A 22,109-nucleotide genomic window follows, 5' to 3' on the forward strand; every position below is an offset into this window, starting at 1 on the left:
ATGGACGCAGTGCGGCGATCCGTGCCGACCTTCCCGGCATTATCAAGCGCTGCCCCTCGATTCCGCTCCCCATGATTGAACCTACGCTGAACTACGTACTGTGCCCTGGCCCCGCGGCCACCGGGGTGTCTTCTGGTAACGCCTCCGTTGCCGAGTCTCGCCACCGCATGGCGTACTGGGAGTGGAATGCCACGGGCAATCCAGCACATCCGCACGTGGTGCTCTGCGTGCACGGCCTCTCGCGCCAGGGGCGGGACTTCGACACCCTCGCGCGCGCGCTGAGCGCGCATGCCCGCGTCATCTGTCCTGATGTGGTCGGGCGGGGCCAGAGCGACTGGCTGGCCGATCCCATGGGCTACCAGATCCCCCAGTACGCGGCCGACATGCTCGCGCTGGTGGCCCAGTTGCAGGGGCAGGGCCCCATCGCCACCCTCGACTGGGTGGGCACCAGCATGGGAGGGCTCATCGGCATGGGCGTCGCGGGGCAGCCAGGGCTGCCGCTGCCCGTGCCCGTGCGGCGCCTGGTGCTCAACGACGTGGGGCCGGTCATCCAGTGGGAAGCCCTGCAGCGCATCGGGCTCTATCTGGGACAGCTGGCACGGTTCGAGTCGCTGCAGCAGGCGGCGGATGCCATGTGGGCCATTTCGACGAGCTTTGGCCCGCACACGCCGCAACAGTGGCTGGAACTTTCGCGCCACATGGTGCGCACGCTGCCGGAGGGCGGCATCACACTGCACTACGACCCTGCCATCGCGGTGCCGTTTCGGGCATTGACGCAGGAGTCCGCCGCGGCGGGGGAGGCCATGCTCTGGCAGCTATATGACCATATCGCCGCGCGCACGCTGCTGCTGCGCGGTGCGCAATCGGATCTGCTGTCCCGCGAAACCGCGCAGGCCATGGCGCAGCGAGGCCCCCGTGCGCGCTTGGTGGAGTTCGAAGGCGTGGGGCATGCGCCCACGCTGGTGGCGGCCGACCAGGTCGCTGCGGTCACCGGTTTCCTGCTGGCGGCGGAAGGTGCTTTGGCCGGATGAAAACCTACCCTCCCGCACAGGCGTCCCTCGCCCCCCAGGCCGAGGTTCTCCCCCAGCTCATTGCAGCCACTGCGCACACGCTGCCCGAGCAGGTCAACGCGCTGGCCCGCGCCCGCGCCTTTGCCGAGCCCCTGATGGCGGGCGAGACCCTGGACTCGGGCGAAAACACGCTGGCCCATGCCGATGCCGTGGCCGCCATCCTCAAGGGAATTGGCGGCTCCGAGGCCATGCAGGCGGCCAGCTACCTGGTGCACGCATGCATTCACCTCAACAAGCCCGAAGAGGTCATTGCCAAGGCCTTTGGCGAGAACTTCGCGGCGCTTGCGGTGGAGACCACCAAGCTCATGCGCGTGCAGCAGCAGGCCCGCGCCGCCGAGCACCTGGACGACCCCGCCATCCAGACGGAGAACGTGCGCAAGATGCTGCTCGCGTTCTCGCGCGACCTGCGCGTGGTGATGCTGCGCCTGGCCTCGCGCCTGCAGACGCTGCGCTTTCATGCGTCCGCCAAGCGCCCCGTGTCGCCCAGCCTGGCGCGCGAATCGCTGCAGGTATTCGCGCCGCTGGCCAATCGCCTGGGCATCTGGCAGGTCAAGTGGGAGCTGGAGGACCTGTCCTTTCGTTTCCTGGAGCCCGACACCTACAAGGAAGTGGCGCGCCTGCTCGACGAAAAACGCGGCGAGCGCGAGGTGTACATGGAGCAGCTGCGCGCGCGGCTCGAGGCTGACCTGCGCGCGCGCAGCATCAGCGCCAGCGTGCAGGGGCGGCCCAAGCACATCTACAGCATCGTCAAGAAGATGCGCGGCAAGTCGCTCAACTTCGACCAGGTGTTCGACATCCGTGCGCTGCGGGTTGTCGTGCCCACGGTAAAGGATTGCTACGCCGCCCTGAGCTGGGTGCACGAGCAGTTCAAGCCCATCGTGGAGGAGTTTGACGACTACATCGCCAAGCCCAAGCCCAACGGCTACCAGTCGCTGCACACCATCGTGCGCGACGACGACGGCAAGCCCATCGAAATCCAGATCCGAACCCAGGCCATGCATGACCATGCCGAACACGGCGTGGCCGCCCATTGGGCCTACAAGGAGGCGGGGAGCAAGGGCTATGCGGGGGTTTCTGCCTCGGGCGAATACGACGCCAAGATCGCGGTGCTGCGACAGCTGCTGGCATGGGAGCGCGACCTGTCGGGTGCTGTACCCAATCGGGGGCTGTTCGAGGACCGCATCTACGTGCTGACGCCCGATGCCGCCGTGGTGGAGTTGCCGCAGGGCGCCACGCCCGTGGACTTCGCATATGCCGTGCACACCAGCCTCGGGCACCGCTGCCGGGGGGCCCGGGTGGACGGCGCCATGGTGCCACTCAACACCCCGCTGCAAAACGGGCAGACCGTGGAGATATCGACTGTCAAGGAGGGCCGCCCCTCGCGCGACTGGCTCAATGCCGAGCTGGGCTACCTCACCAGCCATCGCGCCAAGGCCAAGGTGCGTGCCTGGTTCAACGCCCAGGCGACACACGAAACCGTGGCGCGGGGCCGCGAGGCGGTCGAGAAGCTGCTCCAGCGCGAGGGCAAGACCGCCGTCAAGCTGGACGACCTTGCGGTGCAGCTGGGTTTCAAGTCCGCCGACGCCTTGTTTGAGGTGGTGGGCAAGGACGAGTTCTCGCTGCGCAACATCGAAACGGTGCTGCGACCGCCCGAGCCTGTGATGCAGCCGGATGACTACCTGCTGCTCAAGAAGGCCCGCACGAATGCCGCTCCGAAGGGCGGCGTACTGGTCGTCGGCATCGACTCGCTGATGACCCAGCTGGCCAAGTGCTGCAAGCCGGCACCGCCCGATTTGATTCGCGGCTTCGTGACGCGCGGCAAGGGGGTCAGCGTGCACCGGGCCGATTGCAGCAACTTTCGCGAGATGGCCGCGCGCAGCATCGAGCGTGTCATCGAGGTGGAATGGGGCGCGCCAAAGTCAGCGGCGGTTGCAGCCGTGTATCCCGTCGATGTAGCCGTGGAAGCCGCCGACCGCCAGGGCCTGTTGCGCGACATCTCTGAAGTCTTTGCCCGGGAAAAAACCAATGTGATCGGCGTACAGACCCAGTCGGTGAAAGGCACTGCGTGGATGACCTTCACGGTGGAGGTCGCCGATTCAGGCCGCCTCAACAAGGTCCTCGGCATCGTGGCCAGCGTGCCGGGCGTGCGCTCGGCACGCCGCCGCTGAGCGGCTTGCAGGACAGGCATGCAAAGGGCGCCAGTGAGTTCCATGCGAAGTGTTGCCTGTTTTTTGGCAAGCCCCTCATTTTTATGGCTATAATCGTGGTCTAAACAACGACAGGCGCGTAGCTCAGCTGGTTAGAGCACCACCTTGACATGGTGGGGGTCGTTGGTTCGAGTCCAATCGCGCCTACCAAGTTTCCTTCTGAAGTGAACCAGACTTCGGGTTTTCGGGATTCTTGAGGACCCTGTTTTTTTGGGTTCCTGATCAAATTAAGCCGCCCCCACTGGGCGGCTTTTTTGTTTCTGCGCAACGTCCAGCTTTGCCCTGTCTGTCCTGGCCCCAGGCCGTTGACCCATTCCGCATGGCGGTTGAAAGGCAACTGGGCAATCCCGCGGCCTGTCTGTGGGGCGACGGGTGCGTGGCTCGGCCCGCGCCACAATCACTCGTGATCGCATATGTGCAATGCTCCACAGGCGCTTGCCACGGAGGCATCCATATAAGAAGGGTGATTGATGTCGTGGCTCATGGCGCCTTGTGGCGAGATTTGGCGACTGGGGCACACCTATCGGCGGGTGGCTGCACGCAGATTGGCGTTTGTCTGACACGGCGAGATGTTTCGCCGCGTTAACTTGGGGGCTCCAGAGAGAAGGGTTACCACCATGAACACACCAGCCAATTCTTCCCGCATGCAACACGTTCTCGTGGATACGGATCCAGAACTGGGCATGTACGACACCCGCGTCTTCTGGCTTGCCGCAGTGGTTGCCACGGTGGCGGTGCTGGCGGTGGCGTATTTCAAGATGGGCTATTGAATCGTTCCATGCGCCGTCGCTTGGGCCGCCGTTCCCGTCTGCTGTCAACCGCACCGCCAAGCGTAGTGCTTCATCGCGCTGGTGCTATCTCTTGAGTGCAAGCGGCACCGCTGGCCTTGATTTTTGACGTATCCCTGTATACCAGCCTGCACGGCGCATGACATGGCTGGCACTTTGCGCCCACCAAAGGCCGCGCGGTCCATCTCTGCCGCAGCCCTTCGCCACCTTGATCGCGCGGCCATCCTGAGCGGCAAGAAACTTCATCCCCCTCCCTTCGAAGCACCGGCGCCACGCGGGGCGGGCCGACCTGAGCTGCTTTCGCCGAAGCCGCCCGCTAGCTAGAAGTGGGGCGGCGGGTCTTGCACCGGGGGTGTGCCTGGCTGCGCTGGCGGATCGACCTGGGGTGGCTCGGGCGTCCAGGGGGGCGGGGTGTCCACGGGAGGGAAGGGGGGTACGGGGGAGGGGGCGGGTACGTGGGTGTGAAGCATCGCGGTCTTTCCTTTCGAGTGGACCTGGGCAATGGCCTCACGTTATCGCCTTCCCGTGGCGCTTTGTGCCAGCCAACACGCCGACCCGGCCTCAGCCTCGTGCGATAGGCCCAAGGTAGCCGTTACGTCTCGACAGGCAAGTTGCTTGCGTTGTCAGCGCGTAACGCCGATAGGGGCCTACGATGCTTCTGTCAGGCTCTCTCCCTGACACCTCCCCTCCTCTTGCTTTTTTCATGCGAGAGTTCGGCCCGCCTGGTGCGGGCTTTTTTTTGCCTGGGCTGGGGGCCGCCCCACGCGCGCCGCGCGCCTGCCCCGGGGGTGCAACGCCTGCCACTGCGGGCAGGCGTCAGCCCACGCCCGGAGCGGGTGAGGCGGCACCTGCGGGCACCAGGGGGCTGCCTTGCCCGTGCAGGCGCACCTGTGGGAGGCAGTCGGGATGCTCGCGCTGGATGAAGGACACCAGTGCCTCGCGCACGCGGCACCGCAGGTCGAAGGCCAGGCCCGAAGAGCGCGCGGAAACCAGCACGCGTATCTGGAGGGTGCGCTCGGTCACGTCGGTCAACTGAAGAATGCCGACGCGCCGGTCCCATTCGGGGGCCGCCTCCAGCACGCGCTGCAATTCGGCGCGCAGGGGATCGAGCGGCAGGCGGTAGTCGGCGAAGAGGAACACGGTGCCCAGGATCTCGGAACTGGTGCGCGTCCAGTTCTGGAACGGGTGTTCGATGAACCACTGCAGCGGAATGATCAGGCGCCGCTCGTCCCAGATGCGCAACACCACATAGGTGCCGGTGATCTCTTCCACGCGGCCCCATTCGCCCTCGATGATGAGCACGTCGTCGATGCGAAGCGGCTGGGCCAGCGCGATCTGCAGGCCCGCGATCATGTTGCTGAACACCGGGCGCGCTGCGATGCCGGCGACGATGCCCACCACGCCGGCCGATGCCAGCAGGCTGGCGCCCACCTGCCGCGCCCCTGGAAAGGTCATGAGCATGAGGGCCACGCCGGCCATCACCACGCCGGTCATCGCGGTGCGAGACAACACGCGTGCCTGCGTGGCGATGCGCCGCGCCGTGAGGTTGTCCTCCACGTCCGCGGGATGCTGCGCGATGACGCCATTGGCAAGTCCGCCAATGGCCGCGATCAGCAGCCAGCACGCTCCGCCGATCACCAGCAGGCCGTTGAGATGCCGCACGCTGCCGATGTACCTCAAGTCGTCGCTGGCCGCCTGCCAGACGAGCTGGAGCGCGATCAGCGGCAGCAGAACCCGCATGACGGGAATGCAGGCGATGACCACCGCGCGCACCACCGGAACCGGGGCCGTGGCACGGCGCAGCACCACCGCGGCGATGCGGTGGGCCATGGCGGCGACGGCCACGGCCAGGAGGGCGGCGAGGGCGGTGGCAGACCAGGGAGACAGGTGAAGTCCTTCGGGCATGGCAGGGCTGGGTGGGGCGAGGCCGCGAACGGCAGATGGGCGGGAACAGCGACTCTCGCATCGGCACCGGGCGCTGTCTGTCGGACGGGGCGCCGCGCCTGTTCGCCGTGCATGTGCGTGGGCCCCGCCATGGGCTGGTCGGCAGGCGGGCGCACAACCCGTTGCAGGCGCCCCTGCGGCAGCGGTGGACAAGTTGCCATCAGGGTATTCCTTTGCAATTGCCGGGGCTCTCCCTCCCTAGAATGTGTTGCACTGCAATACATGGGTTTCCGAGCCCGAGGAGTTCGTTGTGTCCGAACAGAAAAGTGCCGCGTCCAAATCGGCCCAGCGCGTGATCAAGAAATACCCCAACCGTCGTCTGTACGACACGGATACCTCCACCTACATCACGCTGGCCGAAGTGCGCCATCTGGTGATGGACCACCAGAGCGTGGTGGTGCGCGACGCCAAGACGGGCGAGGACCTCACGCGCAGCATCCTGCTGCAGATCATCCTGGAGGAGGAGGCCGGCGGCGCCCCCATGTTCACCGAGGCCGTGCTGGCCAACATCATCCGTTTCTATGGCCATGCCATGCAGGGCTTCATGGGGGCCTACCTGGAGAAGAACGTCCAGGCTTTCACCGACATCCAGGCCAAGCTGGCCGAGCAGTCGCAAAGCGTGACCCCGGAGATGTGGGCGCAGTTCATGAGCCTGCAGTCGCCCATGCTCAAGGGCATGATGGGCAACTACGTGGAGCAGTCGCAGTCCATGCTCACGCAGATGCAGGAGCAGATGCAAAAGCAGACGGAGCAGATGCTTGGCGCCTTCGGCATCAAAAGGTAGCCCCCTGAGCCACTGGCGACGCGGGTTCCACGGCGTCCGCTGGTCCCGGGCGCGCCGGTTTCACGGGTTGCCGGGCACGGCAAACGTTCGGGAAATAGGCAATCCCACCCTGTTGCACGCCGGAACTGGGACAATACGGGGATATGAGCGAAGTACTGTCCCCCACGAAAACACCCAAAGTCGGTTTTGTGAGCCTTGGCTGCCCCAAGGCTCTCACGGATTCCGAGCTGATCCTCACGCAGCTGAGCGCCGAGGGTTACGAAACCTCCAAGACCTTCCACGGGGCTGACCTCGTCATCGTCAACACCTGCGGCTTCATCGACGATGCCGTGAAGGAAAGCCTGGACACGATTGGCGAGGCCCTGGCCGAGAACGGCCGAGTGATCGTCACCGGCTGCCTGGGCGCGCGCGCGGGCGAGGATGGCGGCAACATGGTGCGCCAGATGCACCCCAGCGTGCTGGCCGTGACCGGCCCGCACGCCACGCAGGAGGTGATGGACGCTGTCCACCTGAACCTGCCCAAGCCGCACGACCCCTTCATCGACCTGGTGCCCGGCAACTTCGGCATCGCGGGCATCAAGCTCACGCCCAAGCACTACGCCTACCTCAAGATCAGCGAGGGCTGCAACCACCGCTGCACCTTCTGCATCATCCCCTCGATGCGCGGCGACCTGGTGTCGCGCCCCATCGGCGACGTGCTGAGCGAGGCCAAGGCCCTGTTCGAAGGCGGCGTGAAAGAGCTCTTGGTGATCAGTCAGGACACGTCTGCCTACGGCGTGGACGTGAAGTACCGCACCGGCTTCTGGGACGGCAAGCCCGTCAAGACCCGCATGCTGGAGCTGGTGCAGACCCTGGGCGAGATCGCCGAGCCCTACGGCGCCTGGGTGCGGCTGCACTATGTGTACCCCTACCCGAGCGTGGACGAGGTGCTGCCGCTCATGGCCACGGGCAAGGTGCTGCCGTACCTGGACGTGCCGCTGCAGCACAGCCACCCCGATGTCCTGAAGCGCATGAAGCGCCCGGCCAGCGGCGAGCGCAACCTGGAGCGCATCCAGCGCTGGCGCGAGGTGTGCCCGGAGCTGGTCATCCGCAGCACCTTCATCGCCGGCTTCCCCGGTGAGACGGAAGAAGAGTTCGCGCACCTGCTGGACTTCGTGCGCGAGGCGCAGATCGACCGCGCGGGCTGCTTTGCCTACAGCGACGTGAACGGCGCTGCCGCCAACGAACTGCCCGGCATGCTGCCCATGGAAGTGCGCGAGGAACGCCGCGCCCGCTTCATGGCCGTGGCCGAAGAGGTCTCCATCGCCCGCCTGCAGCGCCGTGTGGGCGCCACCATGCAGGTGCTGGTCGACTCCGCCCCGGGCCTGGGCCGCAAGGGCGGCGTGGGCCGCACCTACGCTGATGCGCCCGAGATCGACGGCACGGTGCAGCTGCTGCCGCCCGAGAAGATCAGCAAGACCATGAAGGTGGGCGAGTTCACCAGGGCCCGCATCGTGGGCGTGCGCGGGCACGACCTGGTGGCGCAGCCTATCTGAATGGGTGATTGAAAAAAGTGAGCTGCCAGCGCTGGTGTGTAGCGGGTTTCAGGGTGTTTTCTCCTGGGAACCTATAGGCAGCAGGCGGCGGCAGCTCATTTTTTGATAGGGCCGTGGGGCAGGCCCCCATGAAAAAAGGCTTCCCGAGGGAAGCCTTTTTGCTGGGTGCCACACGATGTTTACACGCGCTTGCGGTATTCGCCGGTGCGGGTGTCGATTTCGATCTTGTCGCCTTGCGAGACGAACAGGGGCACGGGCACTTCGAAGCCGGTGGCGATCTTGGCGGGCTTGAGCACCTTGCCGGACGTGTCGCCCTTGACGGCGGGCTCGGTCCAGGTGATTTCGCGCTCGACGCTGGTGGGCAGTTCGACCGAGATGGCCTTGCCGTCGTAGAACACCACTTCCAGGGACATGCCGTCTTCCAGGTAGTTCAGTGCGTCGCCCATGTTTTCGGCTTCGACTTCGTACTGGTTGAACTCGGTGTCCATGCAGACATACATGGGGTCGGCGAAGTAGGAGTAGGTGCACTCCTTCTTGTCCAGGATCACGTTGTCGATCTTGTCGTCGGCCTTGAACACGTTTTCGGTGCCGAAGTTGCCGATCAGGCTCTTGAGCTTCATGCGCACGGTGGCGGCACCGCGGCCGCCGCGGGCGTATTCGGTCTTCAGGACCACCATGGGGTCCTTGCCGTGCATGATGACGTTGCCGGCGCGGATTTCTTGAGCGATTTTCATAGCAAGTTGCTTGGGTTGGGGCCGCTCAACGCGCGGGCCGGCAAATTCGCTGGGTGGACCAGCTGGTTTTGCCCTGCCGATGCATGTTCCGCGGCGGGAATGCGCCAGGGCTGGACACCGGTGTGCCGCCCCTGTTTTGCGCAAAGCCCTGGATTTTACCGTTTTTCAGCGACAAAGCCCAAAAGCTGTGCGACGAGATTGTCCTGCGTCAGCAGCCGTGCACGGGCCGCCTGGATGCACGCGGTCCATTCCGCCAGGGCGGCGTCATCGGGCCACTGCAGCGCAGCCTGGTCCAGTCCGTTCCAGGTGGCATGAAACCGCCGCAGCGAAGGCGGCGCCTGCAGCCAGTCCAGGAACGCCCGCAGCTTGTCGTGGTGCGCGTTGTCGTGCTGGGGATAGATCTGCCAGACCAGCGCCTGCCCGGCCCAGAGTGCGCGCACCAGCGAGTCCTCGCCCCGCACGGCGTTGAAGTCGCAGGCCCACAGCATCTCGTCGAAGGCGGGCTGGGGCCGGTGGGGCAGGTATGCAATGCAGAGTTGCTCGCGCTTGTCGGACAAGGGCTGGCGGTCAATTTGGCTCGTCGTCTTGGCGCTGTCTTCCGCCAGCGCTGCCCGCACGGCGGCGGTGGGGCGACCGGGTGTGACGAGCAACTGCGTGGGCTGTGCCTGGCTGTGGCGCAGCAGCTCAGGCAGGGCGGCGGGTTCGTAGCAGAACAGCGAAACCCAGCGCTGCTCTGGGCCGCCATGGCCCAGGCCGAACGCCGACGCGTGCCGTGCACGCCAGGTGCTGCGGTCAAACGCCGCGCGCCGTGCCATCAGGCCGGGCTCGCGCAGCAGCCCGCCCGTGCCGGGGGTGAAGCCGGGATAGAAGAACCAGCGTGTCCAGCCGGCAGCGGGGCCGGACGAGAGGAGCGAGGAGAGCTTGTGATGGCGCTCCACATAGCTTTCAGCCGACAGGTATTCCAGATTGATCCAGACCGGTTTTGGGTGCTTTGGGCTCATGGCGCTTGACTGGCAAGCGCTGTAAGCTATGAATTCAGGAGCAATATCGCAACCGAACGCTTCCACCATCACATCGGGTGGCGGCTCGCCGGGGCCGGGCGGTGGCGAGCCCCAGGCGCGCAGCTCCACGCCGGGGCAGCCTGTGGGAGCCATCCATTGCAAGGCCGAGGCGTCGTCCACCCACAGCCGAACGCGGTGGCCCAGGCCGGCCAGCTGCGCCACCAGGCGCCAGCACACGCCAATGTCGCCAAAGTTGTCGATCACGCGGCAGAACACGTCCCACTGCAGGGGGGCGGAAGACTGAGTCATGGGGCGGGGATGGATGGCGGGGGGCTGCGCAGGTGATCGACCAGCAGCCGGGCGACGCTGGAGAGCGCCTCTTCCGAGCGCACGCACAGCGCCAGCCGCCGGTGTGCCCAGGGCTCGTTCAGCGTGAGGGTGCGCACGGCCAGCTTGCCCTGGTACAGCGCGGCGCTGCCGCGCGGCATCACGCCCACGCCCAGGCCGGCGTTGACCATGAGGCACAGCGCGTCGTAGCTGGTCACCTGGATGCGCAGGCGCAGGGGCAACCCCGCCGCGGAGGCCGCCCGGGCCAACTGGTTGTTGATGGCGCTGTTGGGGTGGGCACCTACGAAGTCGAACGGGAGGGCATCGGCCAGCCGCACCGCCTTGCGGCGCGCCAGCGCGTGGCCGGTGGGAACCACCAGCACCAGTTCGTCGGTGCGGTAGGGCAGCAGCGTCACGCGCTCGCCGTAGTGGCCTTCGTTGAGGATGCCCACGTCGGCCGCGTTCTCGGCCACGGAATGGGCGATGGCACTGCTGATCTGCTCCTGCAGGCGCACATCCACCTGCGGGTGCAGCGCCATGAAGCTCTGCAGCTCGGCCGGCAGGAACTGCGTGATGGCCGAAATGTTGGCCACCACGCGCACATGGCCGCGCACGCCCGTGCCGTAGTCATGCATCTGCGTGGCAATGCCGTCCAGGTCGTTGAGCACGCCCCGTGCCATGTTCAGCAGCGCGAACGCGGCGGCGGTGGGCTCGGTGCCCTTGTTGCTGCGGGTGAACAGCTCCACGCGCAGGGCCGCCTCCAGGTCGGCCAGGCGGCGGCTCACGGCCGAGGCGGCCAGGTGCTCGCGCGCGGCGGCGGCGGCGATGGTGTTTTCTTCCATCACGGCCACGAACAGGCGCAGGGAGACGGGGTCGAGTTTCATGGACCGTGGATGGTACCCCGCCATGCTGGTTTGCGATGGCAGCTTCGTGCTTGAGCGATTTACGGCGCCGCGCGTGCTGCGCATGATTCGCGCACACCGGCCCGGAGCGAGGCCGCAGGAGAATGTATTTCCATGGATTCCGTTGCTTCCCCCGCCGCGCTGCAAGGCGTGCGCGTCATCGAAATGGGCCAGCTCATCGCCGGGCCCTTCTGCGGCAAGACGCTGGGCGAGTTCGGCGCCGATGTGATCAAGATCGAGGCCCCGGAGACGGGCGACCCGCTGCGCAACTGGCGCCTCATCAAGGAAGGCACCTCCGTCTGGTGGCAGGTGCAGTCGCGCAACAAGCGCTCGGTGGCGCTGGACCTGCGCCAGAAGGAAGGCCAGGACATCGCCCGCCAGCTCATCGCCGAGGCGGACGTGCTCGTCGAGAACTTCCGCCCCGGCACGCTCGAAGGCTGGGGCATGTCGCCCCAGGAGCTGCACGCGCTCAACCCCGGCCTGGTCATGCTGCGCATTTCGGGCTACGGCCAGACGGGGCCGTACCGCGACCTGCCCGGTTTTGGCGCCATTGGCGAGGCCATGGGCGGCCTGCGCCACCTCACGGGCGAGCCCGGCCGCGTGCCGGTGCGCGTGGGCGTGTCGATCGGCGACACGCTGGCGGCGCTGCACGGCACCATCGGCGTGCTCACGGCGCTGTACCACCGCAAGGTCAACGGCGGCAAAGGCCAGGTGATCGACGTGGCGCTGCACGAGGCGGTGTTCAACGTGATGGAAAGCCTGATCCCCGAATACAGCGCCTTCGGTGCCGTGCGCGAGGCCGCGGGCAGTGCGCTGCCGGGCATCGCGCCGTCCAACGCCTACCCCTGTACCGACGGCTGGGTGCTGGTGGCGGGCAATGGCGACAGCATCTTCAAGCGCCTGATGGACGCGATTGGTCGGCCCGACCTGGGCGCCGCGCCCGACCTGGCCAACAACACCGGCCGCGTGGCCCGCGTGGAAGAAATCGACGCCGCCATCGGCGCCTGGAGCGCGCAGCGCACGGTGCAGCAGGTGCTGGACGCCCTGGGCGCTGCCCGCGTGCCCGCCGGCAAGGTCTACACCGCCAAGGACATTGCGCAAGACCCGCACTACCGCGCCCGCGACATGCTGCTCACGCAACAGACGCGCGACGGCTACAGCGTGGAGGTGCCCGGCATCGTACCCAAGCTCTCGGCCACGCCGGGCAGCATCCGCAGCAGCGCTCCGCACCTGGGCGACGACACCGATGCGGTGCTGGCCGAGGCAGGCCTCACGGCCGAACAGATTGCGCTGCTGCGCAGCAAGGGGGTGATTCAATGAGTGCATCCAATACGGTGTGGCAGGGCGCAGGCCGCCGCATCCACATGCAGGAAGTCGGCCTGCGCGACGGCCTGCAGATGGAGAAGGCCTTTGTGCCCACGGCCGACAAGATCGCGCTGTGCAATGCGTTGTCGGCAGCGGGTCTGGCCAAGATCGAGGTGACTTCGTTCACATCGCCCACCGCCATCCCCGCGCTCAAGGATGCCGAGGTCGTGATGCACGAGATCACGCGCCGCCCGGGCACGGTCTACACCGCACTGGTGCCCAACCTGCGCGGGGCCGAGCGCGCCATCGAGTCGCGCACGGACGAGCTGAATCTCGTCATGTCGGTGAGTACCACGCACAACCTGGCTAACCTGCGCATGACGCAGGAACAGTCGTTCGCGGCGTTGGCGCAGGTGGTGTCCCTGGCGCAGGGCGCCAACGTGGCGGTGAATGTGTCGCTGTCCTGTGTGTTTGGCTGCCCCATGGAGGGTGATGTGGCCCAGGCCGATGTGTTCGGCTGGGTGCAGCGTTTTGTGGATCGGGGCGTGCGTGGCATCACGCTGTGCGACACCACGGGCATGGCCTACCCCACGCAGGTGCACCAGCTCACCGCGGCAGCCCGCGCGCGCTGGCCGGGGGTGGAGTTCACCCTGCATTTCCACAACACGCGCGGCATGGGGCTGGCCAATGTGCTGGCGGCCATTGACGCAGGCGCAGACCGGTTCGATGCCTCGCTGGGCGGCCTGGGCGGCTGCCCCTATGCGCCGGGCGCCAGCGGCAATGTGTGCAGCGAAGAGATCGTTCATGCACTGGCGCTGATGGGCTATGACACCGGGGTGGATCTGGCGCAACTCGTGGCGGTGGCGCGGCAACTGCCTGCGTTCATCGATCACGACATTCCCAGCCAGATCGCCAAGGCGGGTCCGCGCCTGGCGCTGCACCCGGTGCCTGCCGATTTCGAGGCGATCAGCGAAAGGGCGCTTGCCCGCTGAACACGGGCGAGCCCGCATTACCCCAATAACACGAGGAGACAAACGCCATGACATTTCACACCCCGCTGTCCCGCCGCATCTTTACCGCCGCCGTGCTGTGCTCCGCCGCCTTGGCCGCGGGCGCGCAGGACAAGTACCCCTCCAAGCCCATCACCGTGGTGGTGCCCCAGGCGGCGGGCGGCGCCAACGACGCCATTGCGCGCGTGGTGGCGCAAAAGCTCGGCGAGCAACTGGGCCAGAGCGTGATCGTGGACAACCGCCCCGGCGCGGGCGGCACGCTGGCCACGGGCGCCACGGCCCGTGCGCGCAACGATGGCTATACCTTGCTGCTCACGGCCGACAGCGCCCATGTGATCGGCCCCGCGCTGTACAAGAACCCGGGGTTCGATCCCGTCAAGGACTTCGCGCCTGTGGCGCCCGTGGCCACGGCGGGCTATGTGTTGGTGGCACACCCATCCTTCCCCGCCAGCACGGTGGCTGAAATGGTCGCATTGGCCAAGGCCAGCCCCGGCAAATATTCGATCGCCTCGGCCGGCAATGGCACGCTGAACCACCTGATCGGCGAGATGCTGCAGAAGGCCGCCGGCATCCAGCTGCAGCACATTCCCTACAAGGGCTCGGCGGCGGCGGCCACCGACGTGGTGGGCGGACAGGTGCCGCTGTCGGTGCAAAGCCTGCCGTCGGCCATTGCGTTCATCAAGGCGGGCAAGCTCAAGGTGCTGGGCGTGGTCAATGAAAAACGCGTGGCGGCCTTGCCGGATGCCCCCACCATTGGCGAAACCCTCAAGGGCTTTGGCCAGGCGCCCTGGTATGCGCTGTTTGCACCCGCCGGCACGCCTGCGCCCATCGTGGCGCTGCTGCAGGCCGAGGTGGCCCGCGCGCTGGAGCACAAGGACGTGGTGGACAAGCTGGCCACCGTGGGCTGCGAGCCCTTCAAGGGCACGGCGGCGCAGCTGGCCGCGCTGGTGCAATCCGATCTGCCCAAGTGGAGCCGTGTCGTCAAGGACACGGGGGCGACGGTCGATTGATGGGCGGCCGCCGCCCCTTTCGGCTTTTCACTTTTTTGGGGGTCAAACCCTTCGCAACAACGACAACGGAGACATCGCGTTCATGAACACAACCCGCAAACAATTCACCATCCTGGCCCTCGCGGCCCTGGGCACCTGCTGTGTTGGCAGCGTGGGGGCGCAGGGCGCTTACCCGTCCAGGAACGTGACCCTGGTGGTGCCCACCGCCGCCGGCGGCACCACGGACCTGTCGGCCCGCATGCTGGCGCAGGCGCTGGCGCCCGTGCTCGGCCAGTCGGTGGTGGTGGACAACAAGGGCGGCGGCAACGGCAACATCGCGGCATCCGCCGTGAAGCGCGCCGAGGCCGACGGCTACACGCTGCTGATGCAGTACTCCGGCTACCACGTGATCTCGCCCCACATCACCAGGCAAAAGCAGTGGGAGCAAGGCGACTTCCAACCCGTGGCCAACGTGATCTCGGCCCCGCAGATCATCGTGGTGCGCAACGACCTGCCCGTGAAGACGCTGGCCGAGCTCATCGCCTACGCCAAGGCCAACCCGGGCAAGCTCAACTACGCCTCGTCGGGCAATGGCTCGCTGCAGCATGTGACCGGCGCCATGCTGGAGCAGCAGGGCGGCGTGAAGATGGTGCACGTGCCCTACAAGGGCACGGGCCCCGCGCTGCAGGACCTGCTGGGCGGCCAGGTGGACCTGACCTTCGGCACCGCGCCCCCGTTCATGCCCCACATCGCCAGCGGCAAGCTGCGCGTGCTGGCCGTGACCGGCAAGCAGCGCCTGCCCAGCCTGCCCGACGTGCCCACCACCGCCGAGGCGGGCTACCCCAAGGTCGATGCCACCTCGTGGTTCGCGGTGTTCGCCCCGGCCGCCGTGCCCAAGGCCGTGGTGGACAAGCTCACGGCCGACATCCGCACCGTGGTGCAGAACCCGGCCTTCCAGCAGAAGGCCCAGGAGCAGGGCGCCACGGCCGACTACCAGTCGCCCCCGCAGCTGGGCGAGAAGGTCAAGGCCGATCTGGCCAACTGGGCCTCGGTGGTGAAGACCTCGAAGATCGAAGCGGAATAAGGATCAAATTGGCCTTCGGCGCTTGATTGACAAGCGCCAGTGGCTATTATTTCTGTAGCATGTCGGGTGGAGGTGGCTGTGCGCTGTCCTGCGCGCAGCCACAATATGCGGCATGTCTGATGTGCATTCCGAAGAACTGCTGGCGCAGGTGGCTGCGCTGCCCGCGTTGCCCGGTGTCTACCGCTATTTCGACGCCGAGGGCGCGCTGCTTTATGTGGGCAAGGCGCGCCACCTCAAGCGCCGCGTCTCGAGCTACTTCACCAAGAACCATGGCGGCACGCGCATCGGCCACATGGTCGGCAAGATCGTGCGCATGGAGACCACGGTGGTGCGCTCCGAGGCAGAGGCGCTGCTGCTCGAAAACAACCTGATCAAGACGCTGAACCCCAAGTTCAACATCCTGTTCCGCGACGACAAGAGCTACCCCTATCTCAAGATCACCGGCACGCCGGGGGCTGCCGGGGCGGGCCGCGGGGATTCGCCCTCGCAGGTTTTTCCGCGCATGGCGTACTACCGGGGCGCCGTGGACAAGAAGCACCGCTACTTCGGCCCGTACCCCAGCGCCTGGGCGGTGAAGGAGTCCATCCAGCTGCTGCAGAAGGTGTTCCGCCTGCGCACCTGCGAGGACACGGTGTTCGCCAACCGCACGCGGCCCTGCCTGCTGTATCAGATCAAGCGCTGCACGGGGCCGTGTGTCAACCTGATATCGCCCGAAGCCTATGCCGCCGACGTTGCGCATGCCGAGGCCATGCTGCGCGGCGAGACGCAGGAGGTGCTGCAGGCCATGGAGGCGCGCATGATGGCGCACTCCGGCCAGCTTGAGTTCGAGCAGGCCGCAGAGGTGCGCAACCAGATCCAGGCGCTGTCGCGCGTGCTGCACCAGCAGTCCATCGAGACCGCTCATGACAAGGACGTGGACATCCTGGCCGTGCGGGTGTTGGGTGGCCGTGCCTGCGTGAACCTGGCCATGGTGCGCGGCGGGCGGCATCTGGGCGACCGCCCGTACTTCCCCGTGCATGTGGAGGACGCCGCGGCCGTGTTCGAGGAAGAGGGGGGCGAGGGCGCCGACGACGCCACCCCCACCCGCGTCGCCCGCCGCGTGGAGGTGCTGGTGCTCGAGGCCTTCATTGCACAGCACTACATCGGCGTGCCCGTGCCCCCGGTACTGGTCACCAGCGAGCCGGTGGACAAGGCGCTGCTGGAAGCCCTGGGGGACCAGTGCGGCCTGCGCGTGACCGCCGTGCACCAGCCCCGCGAGCAGCGGCGCGCCTGGCTGGACATGGCGCAAAAGAACGCCGACCTGCAGCTGGCGCGCCTGCTGGCGGAAGAGGGCTCGCAGCAGGCGCGCACGCGCGCCCTGGCCGAAGCGCTGGACCTGCCGCCCGAGGACCTGGACCAGCTCACCATCGAGTGCTTCGACATCTCGCACACGGCCGGCGAGTCCACCCAGGCCTCGTGCGTGGTGTTCCACCACCACAAGATGCAGAGCAGCGAATACCGCCGCTACAAGATCGAAGGCATCACCGGGGGCGACGACTACGCCGCCATGCGGCAGGTGCTCACGCGCCGCTACAGCAAGGTGGCCGAAGCCGCGCGCGAGGCGGGGGGCATCGACTTTGCGGCCAACCCGGCGCCAGGGGCCGGCGAGCCCGTTCAGCCCCGCGGCGTGGCCCGCCTGCCCGACCTGGTGCTGATCGACGGCGGCAAGGGCCAGGTGGGCGTGGCACGCGAGGTGTTCACCGCGCTGGGGCTGGACCTCACCCGCATCGTGGGCGTGGAAAAGGGCGAAGGCCGCAAGGTGGGGCTGGAGGAGCTGGTGTTCGCCGACGGGCGCGAGAAGGTCTACCTGGGCAAGGACTCGGCCGCGCTGATGCTGGTGGCCCAGATCCGCGACGAGGCCCACCGCTTCGCGATCACCGGCATGCGCGCGGCGCGCGCCAAGGTGCGCGTGGGCGGGGGCCAACTGGAGGAGATCGCCGGAGTGGGCCCCAAGAAGCGCGCCCGGCTGCTGCAGCGCTTTGGCGGTGTGCGGGGCGTGGCATCGGCCAGCGTGGAAGACCTGGCCACGGTGGACGGCATTTCGCGCGAGCTTGCCGAGGAAATCTACCGCGCATTGCGCTAGACGCCGTGCTGATCGCGGCGCACCCGGAGTTCCCCGTGCCGCCGTGACACAATCGCCGCCATGTTCTGGACTATCCCCACCTTGATGACCTGGACGCGCATCGTCGCGATACCTTTGATCGTGGGGGTGTTCTATGCGCCGCTGGACCCCGCCACGCGCAACCTGATCGCCACCGTGATGTTCGTGGTGTTTGCCGCCACCGACTGGCTGGACGGCTATCTGGCCCGCAAGCTGAACCAGACCTCGTCCTTTGGCGCCTTCCTGGACCCGGTGGCCGACAAGTTCCTGGTCTGCGCGTCGCTCCTGGTGCTGGTCCATCTGCAGCGCGCCGATGTGTTCGTGGCGCTCATCATCATCGGGCGCGAGATCGCCATCTCGGCCCTGCGCGAGTGGATGGCGCAGATCGGCGCGAGCAAGAGCGTGGCCGTGCACATGATCGGCAAGGTCAAGACGACGGTGCAGATGATCGCCATCCCGTTCCTGCTGTACGACGGGCGTCTGTTCGGAATGATCGACACCGGGGTGTGGGGCACCTGGCTGATCTGGGCATCCGCCGTGCTCACGGTCTGGTCCATGGTCTACTACCTGCAAAAGGCATTGCCCGAGATCCGCGCGCGCGTGAAGTGACATGGAACCGTGGGCCGCAGGCGCCATGGCCTGGGCCAGGCCCGACTTTTCGCCCCCTTTCGGCGCGCGCCCTGGCCGGGGCGCCGGCTCCCTGGGGGGCGGGGGCCGCGTACTTCTTGTCACCCCGCCGACGCCCTGCATTCCGGTGCGCGGCAACGTGTTTCAGCCCGCCGTGCAGTGCTGGAACTGGGGTGTCAATACGGAATGCTGCCCATACGGCATGTTTGAGACAAAAACGCCCCACAAGCCCTGTCGCAGCGTGAAATACGACTAGAATTCGACGCAACGCTGCTCCAAAGCAGCGTGTTGTATTGACACCCGGAAACTCGATGGCTTTAATCTGATGCAGCAGCCACTGCTGTGTATGCCAGTCATTCCCCCGTCTGTTTTCAACCAGCCCTTGGCTGTGCTTTCGGACGTGTGAAGACCAGATATCCGCGAGACATTCCATCAACTCTTTTCCGAGAGGCTTCTTGTGAACAAAACCGAACTGATTGAGCACATCGCTACCAACGCCGACATCTCCAAGGCCGCTGCTGCTCGTGCCCTGGAATCCACGATCGAGGCCGTCAAGAAGACCCTGAAGAAGGGCGGCACCGTTTCGCTCGTCGGTTTCGGCACTTTTGCGGTCGGCAAGCGCGCTGCCCGCACGGGCCGCAATCCCCGCACGGGCGCAACGATTAAAATCAAAGCTGCTAAAGTTCCGAAGTTTCGTCCTGGCAAGGCATTGAAAGATGCCTTGAACTGAGGATCAGTTTAGGTGGGGTCCTTAGCTCAGTTGGTAGAGCGGCTCCTTTACACGGAGTAGGTCGGCGGTTCGAGACCGTCAGGACCCACCATCACCGAACAAAGGCGAACGCAAGTTCGCCTTTTGTTTTTTGCCTTCTGAAAGATCGACCATGTTTGAATCCATCCGCAAGCACTCCAAGATCGTCATGGTCTTATTGTTCTTGCTGATCATTCCATCGTTTGTGCTGGTGGGCATTGACAGCAACTACTTCTCTGAAAAGAGCCCTGTGGTCGCGCGCGTCGATGGCAACAAGATCAACCAGACCGACTGGGACAACGCACATCGCATGGAGACTGACCGCATGCGCGCGCAGTCTCCCTCGGTCGATCCCAAGCTCCTGGACTCGCCGCAGGCCCGCTATGCCACGCTGGAGCGGCTGGTGCGCGACCGGGTACTGGCCGCCGCCGCGAAGGACATGCACCTGGTGACGAGCGACTCGCGCCTGGCTCGCAGCCTGCAGGAGATCCCCGCGATCGCCGGGCTCAAGCGCGCGGACGGCACGCTCGATGCGGAGGCTTACCGGGCCCTGGTGGGTACGCAAGGCCTGACACCCGAAGGCTTCGAGGCGAACGTACGGCGTGATCTTTCCACCAGCCAGGTCCTTGGCGGCGTGATGGGTTCGGTGTTCGGCACCAATGCCCAGGTCAAGGTTGCGCTGGATTCGCTGTACGAGCAGCGCGAAGTCCAGGTGGCCCGTTTCAAGTCCACGGACTTCGCCGGCAAGGTGGTGCCCACGGATGCAGACCTGGAGGCGTACTACAAGACACACTCCGCCCAGTTCCAGCAGCTGGAGCAGGCCGCGGTGGAGTACGTGGTGCTGGACCTCGACAGCGTGCGTTCCGGCATCACGCTCAATGAGGATGATCTGCGCACCTACTACAAGGAAAACGTGGCGCGCATGGCAGGCAAGGAAGAGCGCCGTGCCAGCCACATCCTGATCAATGCCCCCAAGGAGGCCTCTTCGGCCGACCGCGAGAAGGCCAAGGCCCGCGCCACCGAACTGCTGGCACAGGTGCGCAAGGCGCCCGCCACGTTCGCGGAGGTTGCCAAGAAAGCTTCGGACGACAAGGGTTCGGCCACGGGCGGCGGCGACCTGAATTTCTTTGGGCGTGGCGCCATGGTCAAACCGTTTGAAGACGCGGCCTTTGCGCTCAAGAAGGGCGACATCAGCGATGTGGTGGAAACAGACTTCGGCTACCACATCATTCAGCTGACCGACATCAAGGCGCCCCGCCAGCCTTCCTTCGAAGAGCTGCGCCCCGCCATGGAGGCGGAGCTCAAGCAGCAGCAGGCCCAGCGCAAGTTCGCGGAAGTGGCCGAAGCGTTCACCAATGGTGTGTACGAGCAGGCTGACAGCCTCAAGCCGGTGGCCGACAAGCTCAAGCTGAAGGTGCAGGCGGCATCCGGCATCACCCGCACGCCGGCGCCTGGTGCGGCTGGCCCGCTGGCCAATGCCAAATTCCTCGAAGCCCTCTTTTCTTCGGACTCGCTGCAGAACAAGCGCAATACCGAGGCCGTGGAAGTCGGGCCCAGCCAGATGGCAGCCGGCCGCGTGGTGCAGTACACCCCCGCCAGGACACTGCCGCTGGAAGAGGTTCGCGCCCGCGTGCGGGAGCTTTACATTGGGCAGAAGGCCTCGGAGCTGGCGCGCAAGGAAGGCGAAGCCAAGCTGGCAGCGTGGAAGGCGACTCCGTCCAGCGCCAGTGGCTTGAGCGCCCCTGTCCAGATCTCACGCGAGCAGGTGCAGAGCCTGCCCCGGCCGGTGATTGATGCCGCGCTGCACACACCTACGGAACCCCTGCCGGCCTGGACTGGCGTGGACCTGGGGGCTGAAGGCTACGCGGTGGTGAAGGTCAACCGTGTGGTGCCACGCCAGGCCCCCGATGCGCAGCGTGCCCAGCAAGAACGTCAGCAATACCTGCAATGGTGGGCATCGGCCGAGGGCCAGGCGTACTACGAGATGCTGAAAAAGCGCTTCAAGGCAGAGATCAAGGCGCCTCGTCCGTCCGCCCTGGCACAAGCTACCGCAGAAAATTGATCAAATTGGCCGTGGGATGAAAATCCCAGGCTATAATACAAAGCTACGGTGGCTGTAGCTCAGTTGGTAGAGTCCAGGATTGTGATTCCTGTTGTCGTGGGTTCGAGCCCCATCAGCCACCCCAAACATGCAAAAGCGCTGCAACGATAGTTGCAGCGCTTTTTTGCTTTTGAGGCCCGCAACGTAGCTCTCGGTCACCAGCGTGCTCCAGGCGAGGGACATCTTTGTGGCTGAAGGCCTCAGTGGTTGCCGCAGATCTTGTGGCACAGCGCATACTGTGCCTTCATTCCTTTTCGGAGTCTTCCATGAGCCTTGTGATCCGCGATGCGTCGCCCAGTGAAAAGCGTGGCAACGCCATGTCCGCAGCCCTTGCCAAGGAGCAACTGGAGTACGCGGTCCAGATCGTGCGCGAGGTTCTACCCCAGAGCGCGGGAGATGGCGCCTTGATCGGAGCAGTGGTGCAGGCCATTGCCATGAACTACGCGGCAGTTCCTCAGCCCAACCGATAGTGGTTCCCGCTGTCCGGGGCATGGAGCTGCCCGGGCAGGTGGGTGCGAAACCGCATGGATGCCTTTGTGGCCTGTGCCCTGGTTTTTGCAGAGGGGCTTGGTACAGCGCCTGGCCTGTAAAGGAAGCTGGCCTGCCCGGAGGGACTCGAACCCCCGACCTATAGCTTAGAAGGCTATTGCTCTATCCAGTTGAGCTACGGGCAGATAGATGGAGATGGGCTTTTGGCGCACGGGGGCCTACTTGCCTTGCGGAAATCTTCCGCAACCGCGCGATTGCGCAGAGCGTGGATCATAACCCGTGGCCAGTGCTGCCCTGGACAGACCCGCCCGCGCTGATGCGGTG

General features: G+C 66.0%; 18 protein-coding genes and 4 tRNA genes. 17 read left to right on the top strand and 5 right to left on the bottom strand.

The annotated features are described in order from the left end of the window. Positions 1–71: 71 nt before the first annotated feature. The 4 genes from AC1RVY_RS09600 (at position 72) to AC1RVY_RS09615 (ending at position 4,047) form a co-directional block, all read left to right on the top strand. Complete coding sequence (locus AC1RVY_RS09600) at positions 72–1,031, top strand: alpha/beta fold hydrolase (protein WP_369642241.1); 960 nt, start codon at positions 72–74, stop codon at positions 1,029–1,031. Further along, a complete protein-coding gene (locus AC1RVY_RS09605) occupies positions 1,028–3,238 on the top strand; it encodes a RelA/SpoT family protein (protein ID WP_492806390.1) in 2,211 nt (736 codons plus the stop codon). Before AC1RVY_RS09600 ends, AC1RVY_RS09605 begins: the two co-directional genes overlap by 4 nt. Before the next feature lie 112 nt (positions 3,239–3,350). Further along, positions 3,351–3,427: transfer RNA gene (locus tag AC1RVY_RS09610), tRNA-Val, on the top strand. Positions 3,428–3,921: 494 nt separating this feature from the next. Next, positions 3,922–4,047, top strand: a complete 126-nt coding sequence (locus AC1RVY_RS09615; protein WP_492245504.1) for a hypothetical protein — start codon at positions 3,922–3,924, stop codon at positions 4,045–4,047. Between the two features lie 834 nt (positions 4,048–4,881). On the opposite strand, the gene AC1RVY_RS09620 is transcribed toward AC1RVY_RS09615, so the two are convergent. Further along, on the bottom strand, positions 4,882–5,970 hold the full coding sequence (locus tag AC1RVY_RS09620; RefSeq protein WP_492806391.1) for a mechanosensitive ion channel family protein: 1,089 nt from the start codon (positions 5,968–5,970) through the stop codon (positions 4,882–4,884). 289 nt (positions 5,971–6,259) lie between these two features. Here AC1RVY_RS09620 and phaR point away from each other — a divergent pair, with 289 nt between their 5' ends. Further along, the gene (phaR, locus tag AC1RVY_RS09625; RefSeq protein WP_218294234.1) at positions 6,260–6,793 is read left to right on the top strand and encodes a polyhydroxyalkanoate synthesis repressor PhaR; all 534 of its coding nucleotides are present in this window, start codon (positions 6,260–6,262) and stop codon (positions 6,791–6,793) included. Between the two features lie 143 nt (positions 6,794–6,936). Then, the gene (rimO, locus tag AC1RVY_RS09630; protein ID WP_218294235.1) at positions 6,937–8,328 is read left to right on the top strand and encodes a 30S ribosomal protein S12 methylthiotransferase RimO; all 1,392 of its coding nucleotides are present in this window, start codon (positions 6,937–6,939) and stop codon (positions 8,326–8,328) included. Between the two features lie 179 nt (positions 8,329–8,507). On the opposite strand, the gene efp is transcribed toward rimO, so the two are convergent. The 3 genes from efp to AC1RVY_RS09645 all read right to left on the bottom strand — a co-directional run bounded on the left by efp (position 8,508) and on the right by AC1RVY_RS09645 (position 11,274). Beyond that, on the bottom strand, positions 8,508–9,062 hold the full coding sequence (gene efp / locus AC1RVY_RS09635; RefSeq protein WP_057223504.1) for an elongation factor P: 555 nt from the start codon (positions 9,060–9,062) through the stop codon (positions 8,508–8,510). 155 nt (positions 9,063–9,217) lie between these two features. Then, entirely contained in the window at positions 9,218–10,372 is a 1,155-nt protein-coding gene (earP, locus tag AC1RVY_RS09640; protein ID WP_492806392.1) for an elongation factor P maturation arginine rhamnosyltransferase EarP, read from the bottom strand. Then, positions 10,369–11,274 (bottom strand): LysR family transcriptional regulator, encoded by a 906-nt coding sequence (locus AC1RVY_RS09645; RefSeq protein WP_492806394.1) that lies wholly within the window; start codon positions 11,272–11,274, stop codon positions 10,369–10,371. The genes earP and AC1RVY_RS09645 overlap by 4 nt, the downstream gene beginning before the upstream one ends. Before the next feature lie 132 nt (positions 11,275–11,406). On the opposite strand from AC1RVY_RS09645, the gene AC1RVY_RS09650 reads away from it, so the two are divergent. The 11 genes from AC1RVY_RS09650 to AC1RVY_RS09700 all read left to right on the top strand — a co-directional run bounded on the left by AC1RVY_RS09650 (position 11,407) and on the right by AC1RVY_RS09700 (position 21,766). After that, positions 11,407–12,612: a CaiB/BaiF CoA transferase family protein gene (locus tag AC1RVY_RS09650; RefSeq protein ID WP_369642244.1), complete on the top strand. Its 1,206-nt coding sequence runs from the start codon at positions 11,407–11,409 to the stop codon at positions 12,610–12,612. Continuing rightward, a complete protein-coding gene (locus AC1RVY_RS09655) occupies positions 12,609–13,589 on the top strand; it encodes a hydroxymethylglutaryl-CoA lyase (RefSeq protein WP_492806395.1) in 981 nt (326 codons plus the stop codon). The genes AC1RVY_RS09650 and AC1RVY_RS09655 overlap by 4 nt, the downstream gene beginning before the upstream one ends. Before the next feature lie 47 nt (positions 13,590–13,636). Further along, the gene (locus tag AC1RVY_RS09660) at positions 13,637–14,617 is read left to right on the top strand and encodes a Bug family tripartite tricarboxylate transporter substrate binding protein (RefSeq protein WP_218338933.1); all 981 of its coding nucleotides are present in this window, start codon (positions 13,637–13,639) and stop codon (positions 14,615–14,617) included. 82 nt (positions 14,618–14,699) lie between these two features. Continuing rightward, on the top strand, positions 14,700–15,680 hold the full coding sequence (locus AC1RVY_RS09665; RefSeq protein ID WP_218294241.1) for a Bug family tripartite tricarboxylate transporter substrate binding protein: 981 nt from the start codon (positions 14,700–14,702) through the stop codon (positions 15,678–15,680). A 112-nt stretch (positions 15,681–15,792) separates the two neighbouring features. Next, positions 15,793–17,802, top strand: a complete 2,010-nt coding sequence (uvrC, locus tag AC1RVY_RS09670; RefSeq protein WP_492806397.1) for an excinuclease ABC subunit UvrC — start codon at positions 15,793–15,795, stop codon at positions 17,800–17,802. Positions 17,803–17,862: 60 nt separating this feature from the next. Beyond that, positions 17,863–18,429: a CDP-diacylglycerol--glycerol-3-phosphate 3-phosphatidyltransferase gene (pgsA, locus tag AC1RVY_RS09675; protein WP_218294243.1), complete on the top strand. Its 567-nt coding sequence runs from the start codon at positions 17,863–17,865 to the stop codon at positions 18,427–18,429. 475 nt (positions 18,430–18,904) lie between these two features. Then, positions 18,905–19,177: an HU family DNA-binding protein gene (locus tag AC1RVY_RS09680; RefSeq protein WP_008906675.1), complete on the top strand. Its 273-nt coding sequence runs from the start codon at positions 18,905–18,907 to the stop codon at positions 19,175–19,177. 15 nt (positions 19,178–19,192) lie between these two features. Then, positions 19,193–19,268: transfer RNA gene (locus AC1RVY_RS09685), tRNA-Val, on the top strand. A 60-nt stretch (positions 19,269–19,328) separates the two neighbouring features. Then, on the top strand, positions 19,329–21,257 hold the full coding sequence (locus tag AC1RVY_RS09690) for a SurA N-terminal domain-containing protein (RefSeq protein ID WP_492806398.1): 1,929 nt from the start codon (positions 19,329–19,331) through the stop codon (positions 21,255–21,257). Positions 21,258–21,305: 48 nt separating this feature from the next. After that, positions 21,306–21,381: transfer RNA gene (locus AC1RVY_RS09695), tRNA-His, on the top strand. Between the two features lie 181 nt (positions 21,382–21,562). Further along, on the top strand, positions 21,563–21,766 hold the full coding sequence (locus tag AC1RVY_RS09700) for a hypothetical protein (RefSeq protein ID WP_055400780.1): 204 nt from the start codon (positions 21,563–21,565) through the stop codon (positions 21,764–21,766). A 127-nt stretch (positions 21,767–21,893) separates the two neighbouring features. Here the strand turns inward: AC1RVY_RS09700 and AC1RVY_RS09705 are convergent. After that, positions 21,894–21,970 (bottom strand) — tRNA-Arg (locus AC1RVY_RS09705). Positions 21,971–22,109: the final 139 nt, after the last annotated feature.

Source organism: Acidovorax sp. GW821-FHT11A03 (assembly GCF_058809075.1).

Excerpts from the sequence above, each read along its gene's own strand:
- AC1RVY_RS09690 (WP_492806398.1), top strand. The coding sequence starts at position 19,329 with ATGTTTGAATCCATCCGCAAGCACTCCAAGATCGTCATGGTCTTATTG.
- AC1RVY_RS09655 (WP_492806395.1), top strand. The coding sequence starts at position 12,609 with ATGAGTGCATCCAATACGGTGTGGCAGGGCGCAGGCCGCCGCATCCAC.
- uvrC (WP_492806397.1), top strand. The coding sequence starts at position 15,793 with ATGTCTGATGTGCATTCCGAAGAACTGCTGGCGCAGGTGGCTGCGCTG.
- AC1RVY_RS09620 (WP_492806391.1), bottom strand. The coding sequence starts at position 5,970 with ATGCCCGAAGGACTTCACCTGTCTCCCTGGTCTGCCACCGCCCTCGCC.
- rimO (WP_218294235.1), top strand. The coding sequence starts at position 6,937 with ATGAGCGAAGTACTGTCCCCCACGAAAACACCCAAAGTCGGTTTTGTG.
- AC1RVY_RS09660 (WP_218338933.1), top strand. The coding sequence starts at position 13,637 with ATGACATTTCACACCCCGCTGTCCCGCCGCATCTTTACCGCCGCCGTG.
- AC1RVY_RS09600 (WP_369642241.1), top strand. The coding sequence starts at position 72 with ATGATTGAACCTACGCTGAACTACGTACTGTGCCCTGGCCCCGCGGCC.
- AC1RVY_RS09615 (WP_492245504.1), top strand. The coding sequence starts at position 3,922 with ATGCAACACGTTCTCGTGGATACGGATCCAGAACTGGGCATGTACGAC.
- efp (WP_057223504.1), bottom strand. The coding sequence starts at position 9,062 with ATGAAAATCGCTCAAGAAATCCGCGCCGGCAACGTCATCATGCACGGC.
- AC1RVY_RS09700 (WP_055400780.1), top strand. The coding sequence starts at position 21,563 with ATGAGCCTTGTGATCCGCGATGCGTCGCCCAGTGAAAAGCGTGGCAAC.
- pgsA (WP_218294243.1), top strand. The coding sequence starts at position 17,863 with ATGTTCTGGACTATCCCCACCTTGATGACCTGGACGCGCATCGTCGCG.
- earP (WP_492806392.1), bottom strand. The coding sequence starts at position 10,372 with ATGACTCAGTCTTCCGCCCCCCTGCAGTGGGACGTGTTCTGCCGCGTG.
- AC1RVY_RS09665 (WP_218294241.1), top strand. The coding sequence starts at position 14,700 with ATGAACACAACCCGCAAACAATTCACCATCCTGGCCCTCGCGGCCCTG.
- AC1RVY_RS09650 (WP_369642244.1), top strand. The coding sequence starts at position 11,407 with ATGGATTCCGTTGCTTCCCCCGCCGCGCTGCAAGGCGTGCGCGTCATC.
- AC1RVY_RS09605 (WP_492806390.1), top strand. The coding sequence starts at position 1,028 with ATGAAAACCTACCCTCCCGCACAGGCGTCCCTCGCCCCCCAGGCCGAG.
- AC1RVY_RS09645 (WP_492806394.1), bottom strand. The coding sequence starts at position 11,274 with ATGAAACTCGACCCCGTCTCCCTGCGCCTGTTCGTGGCCGTGATGGAA.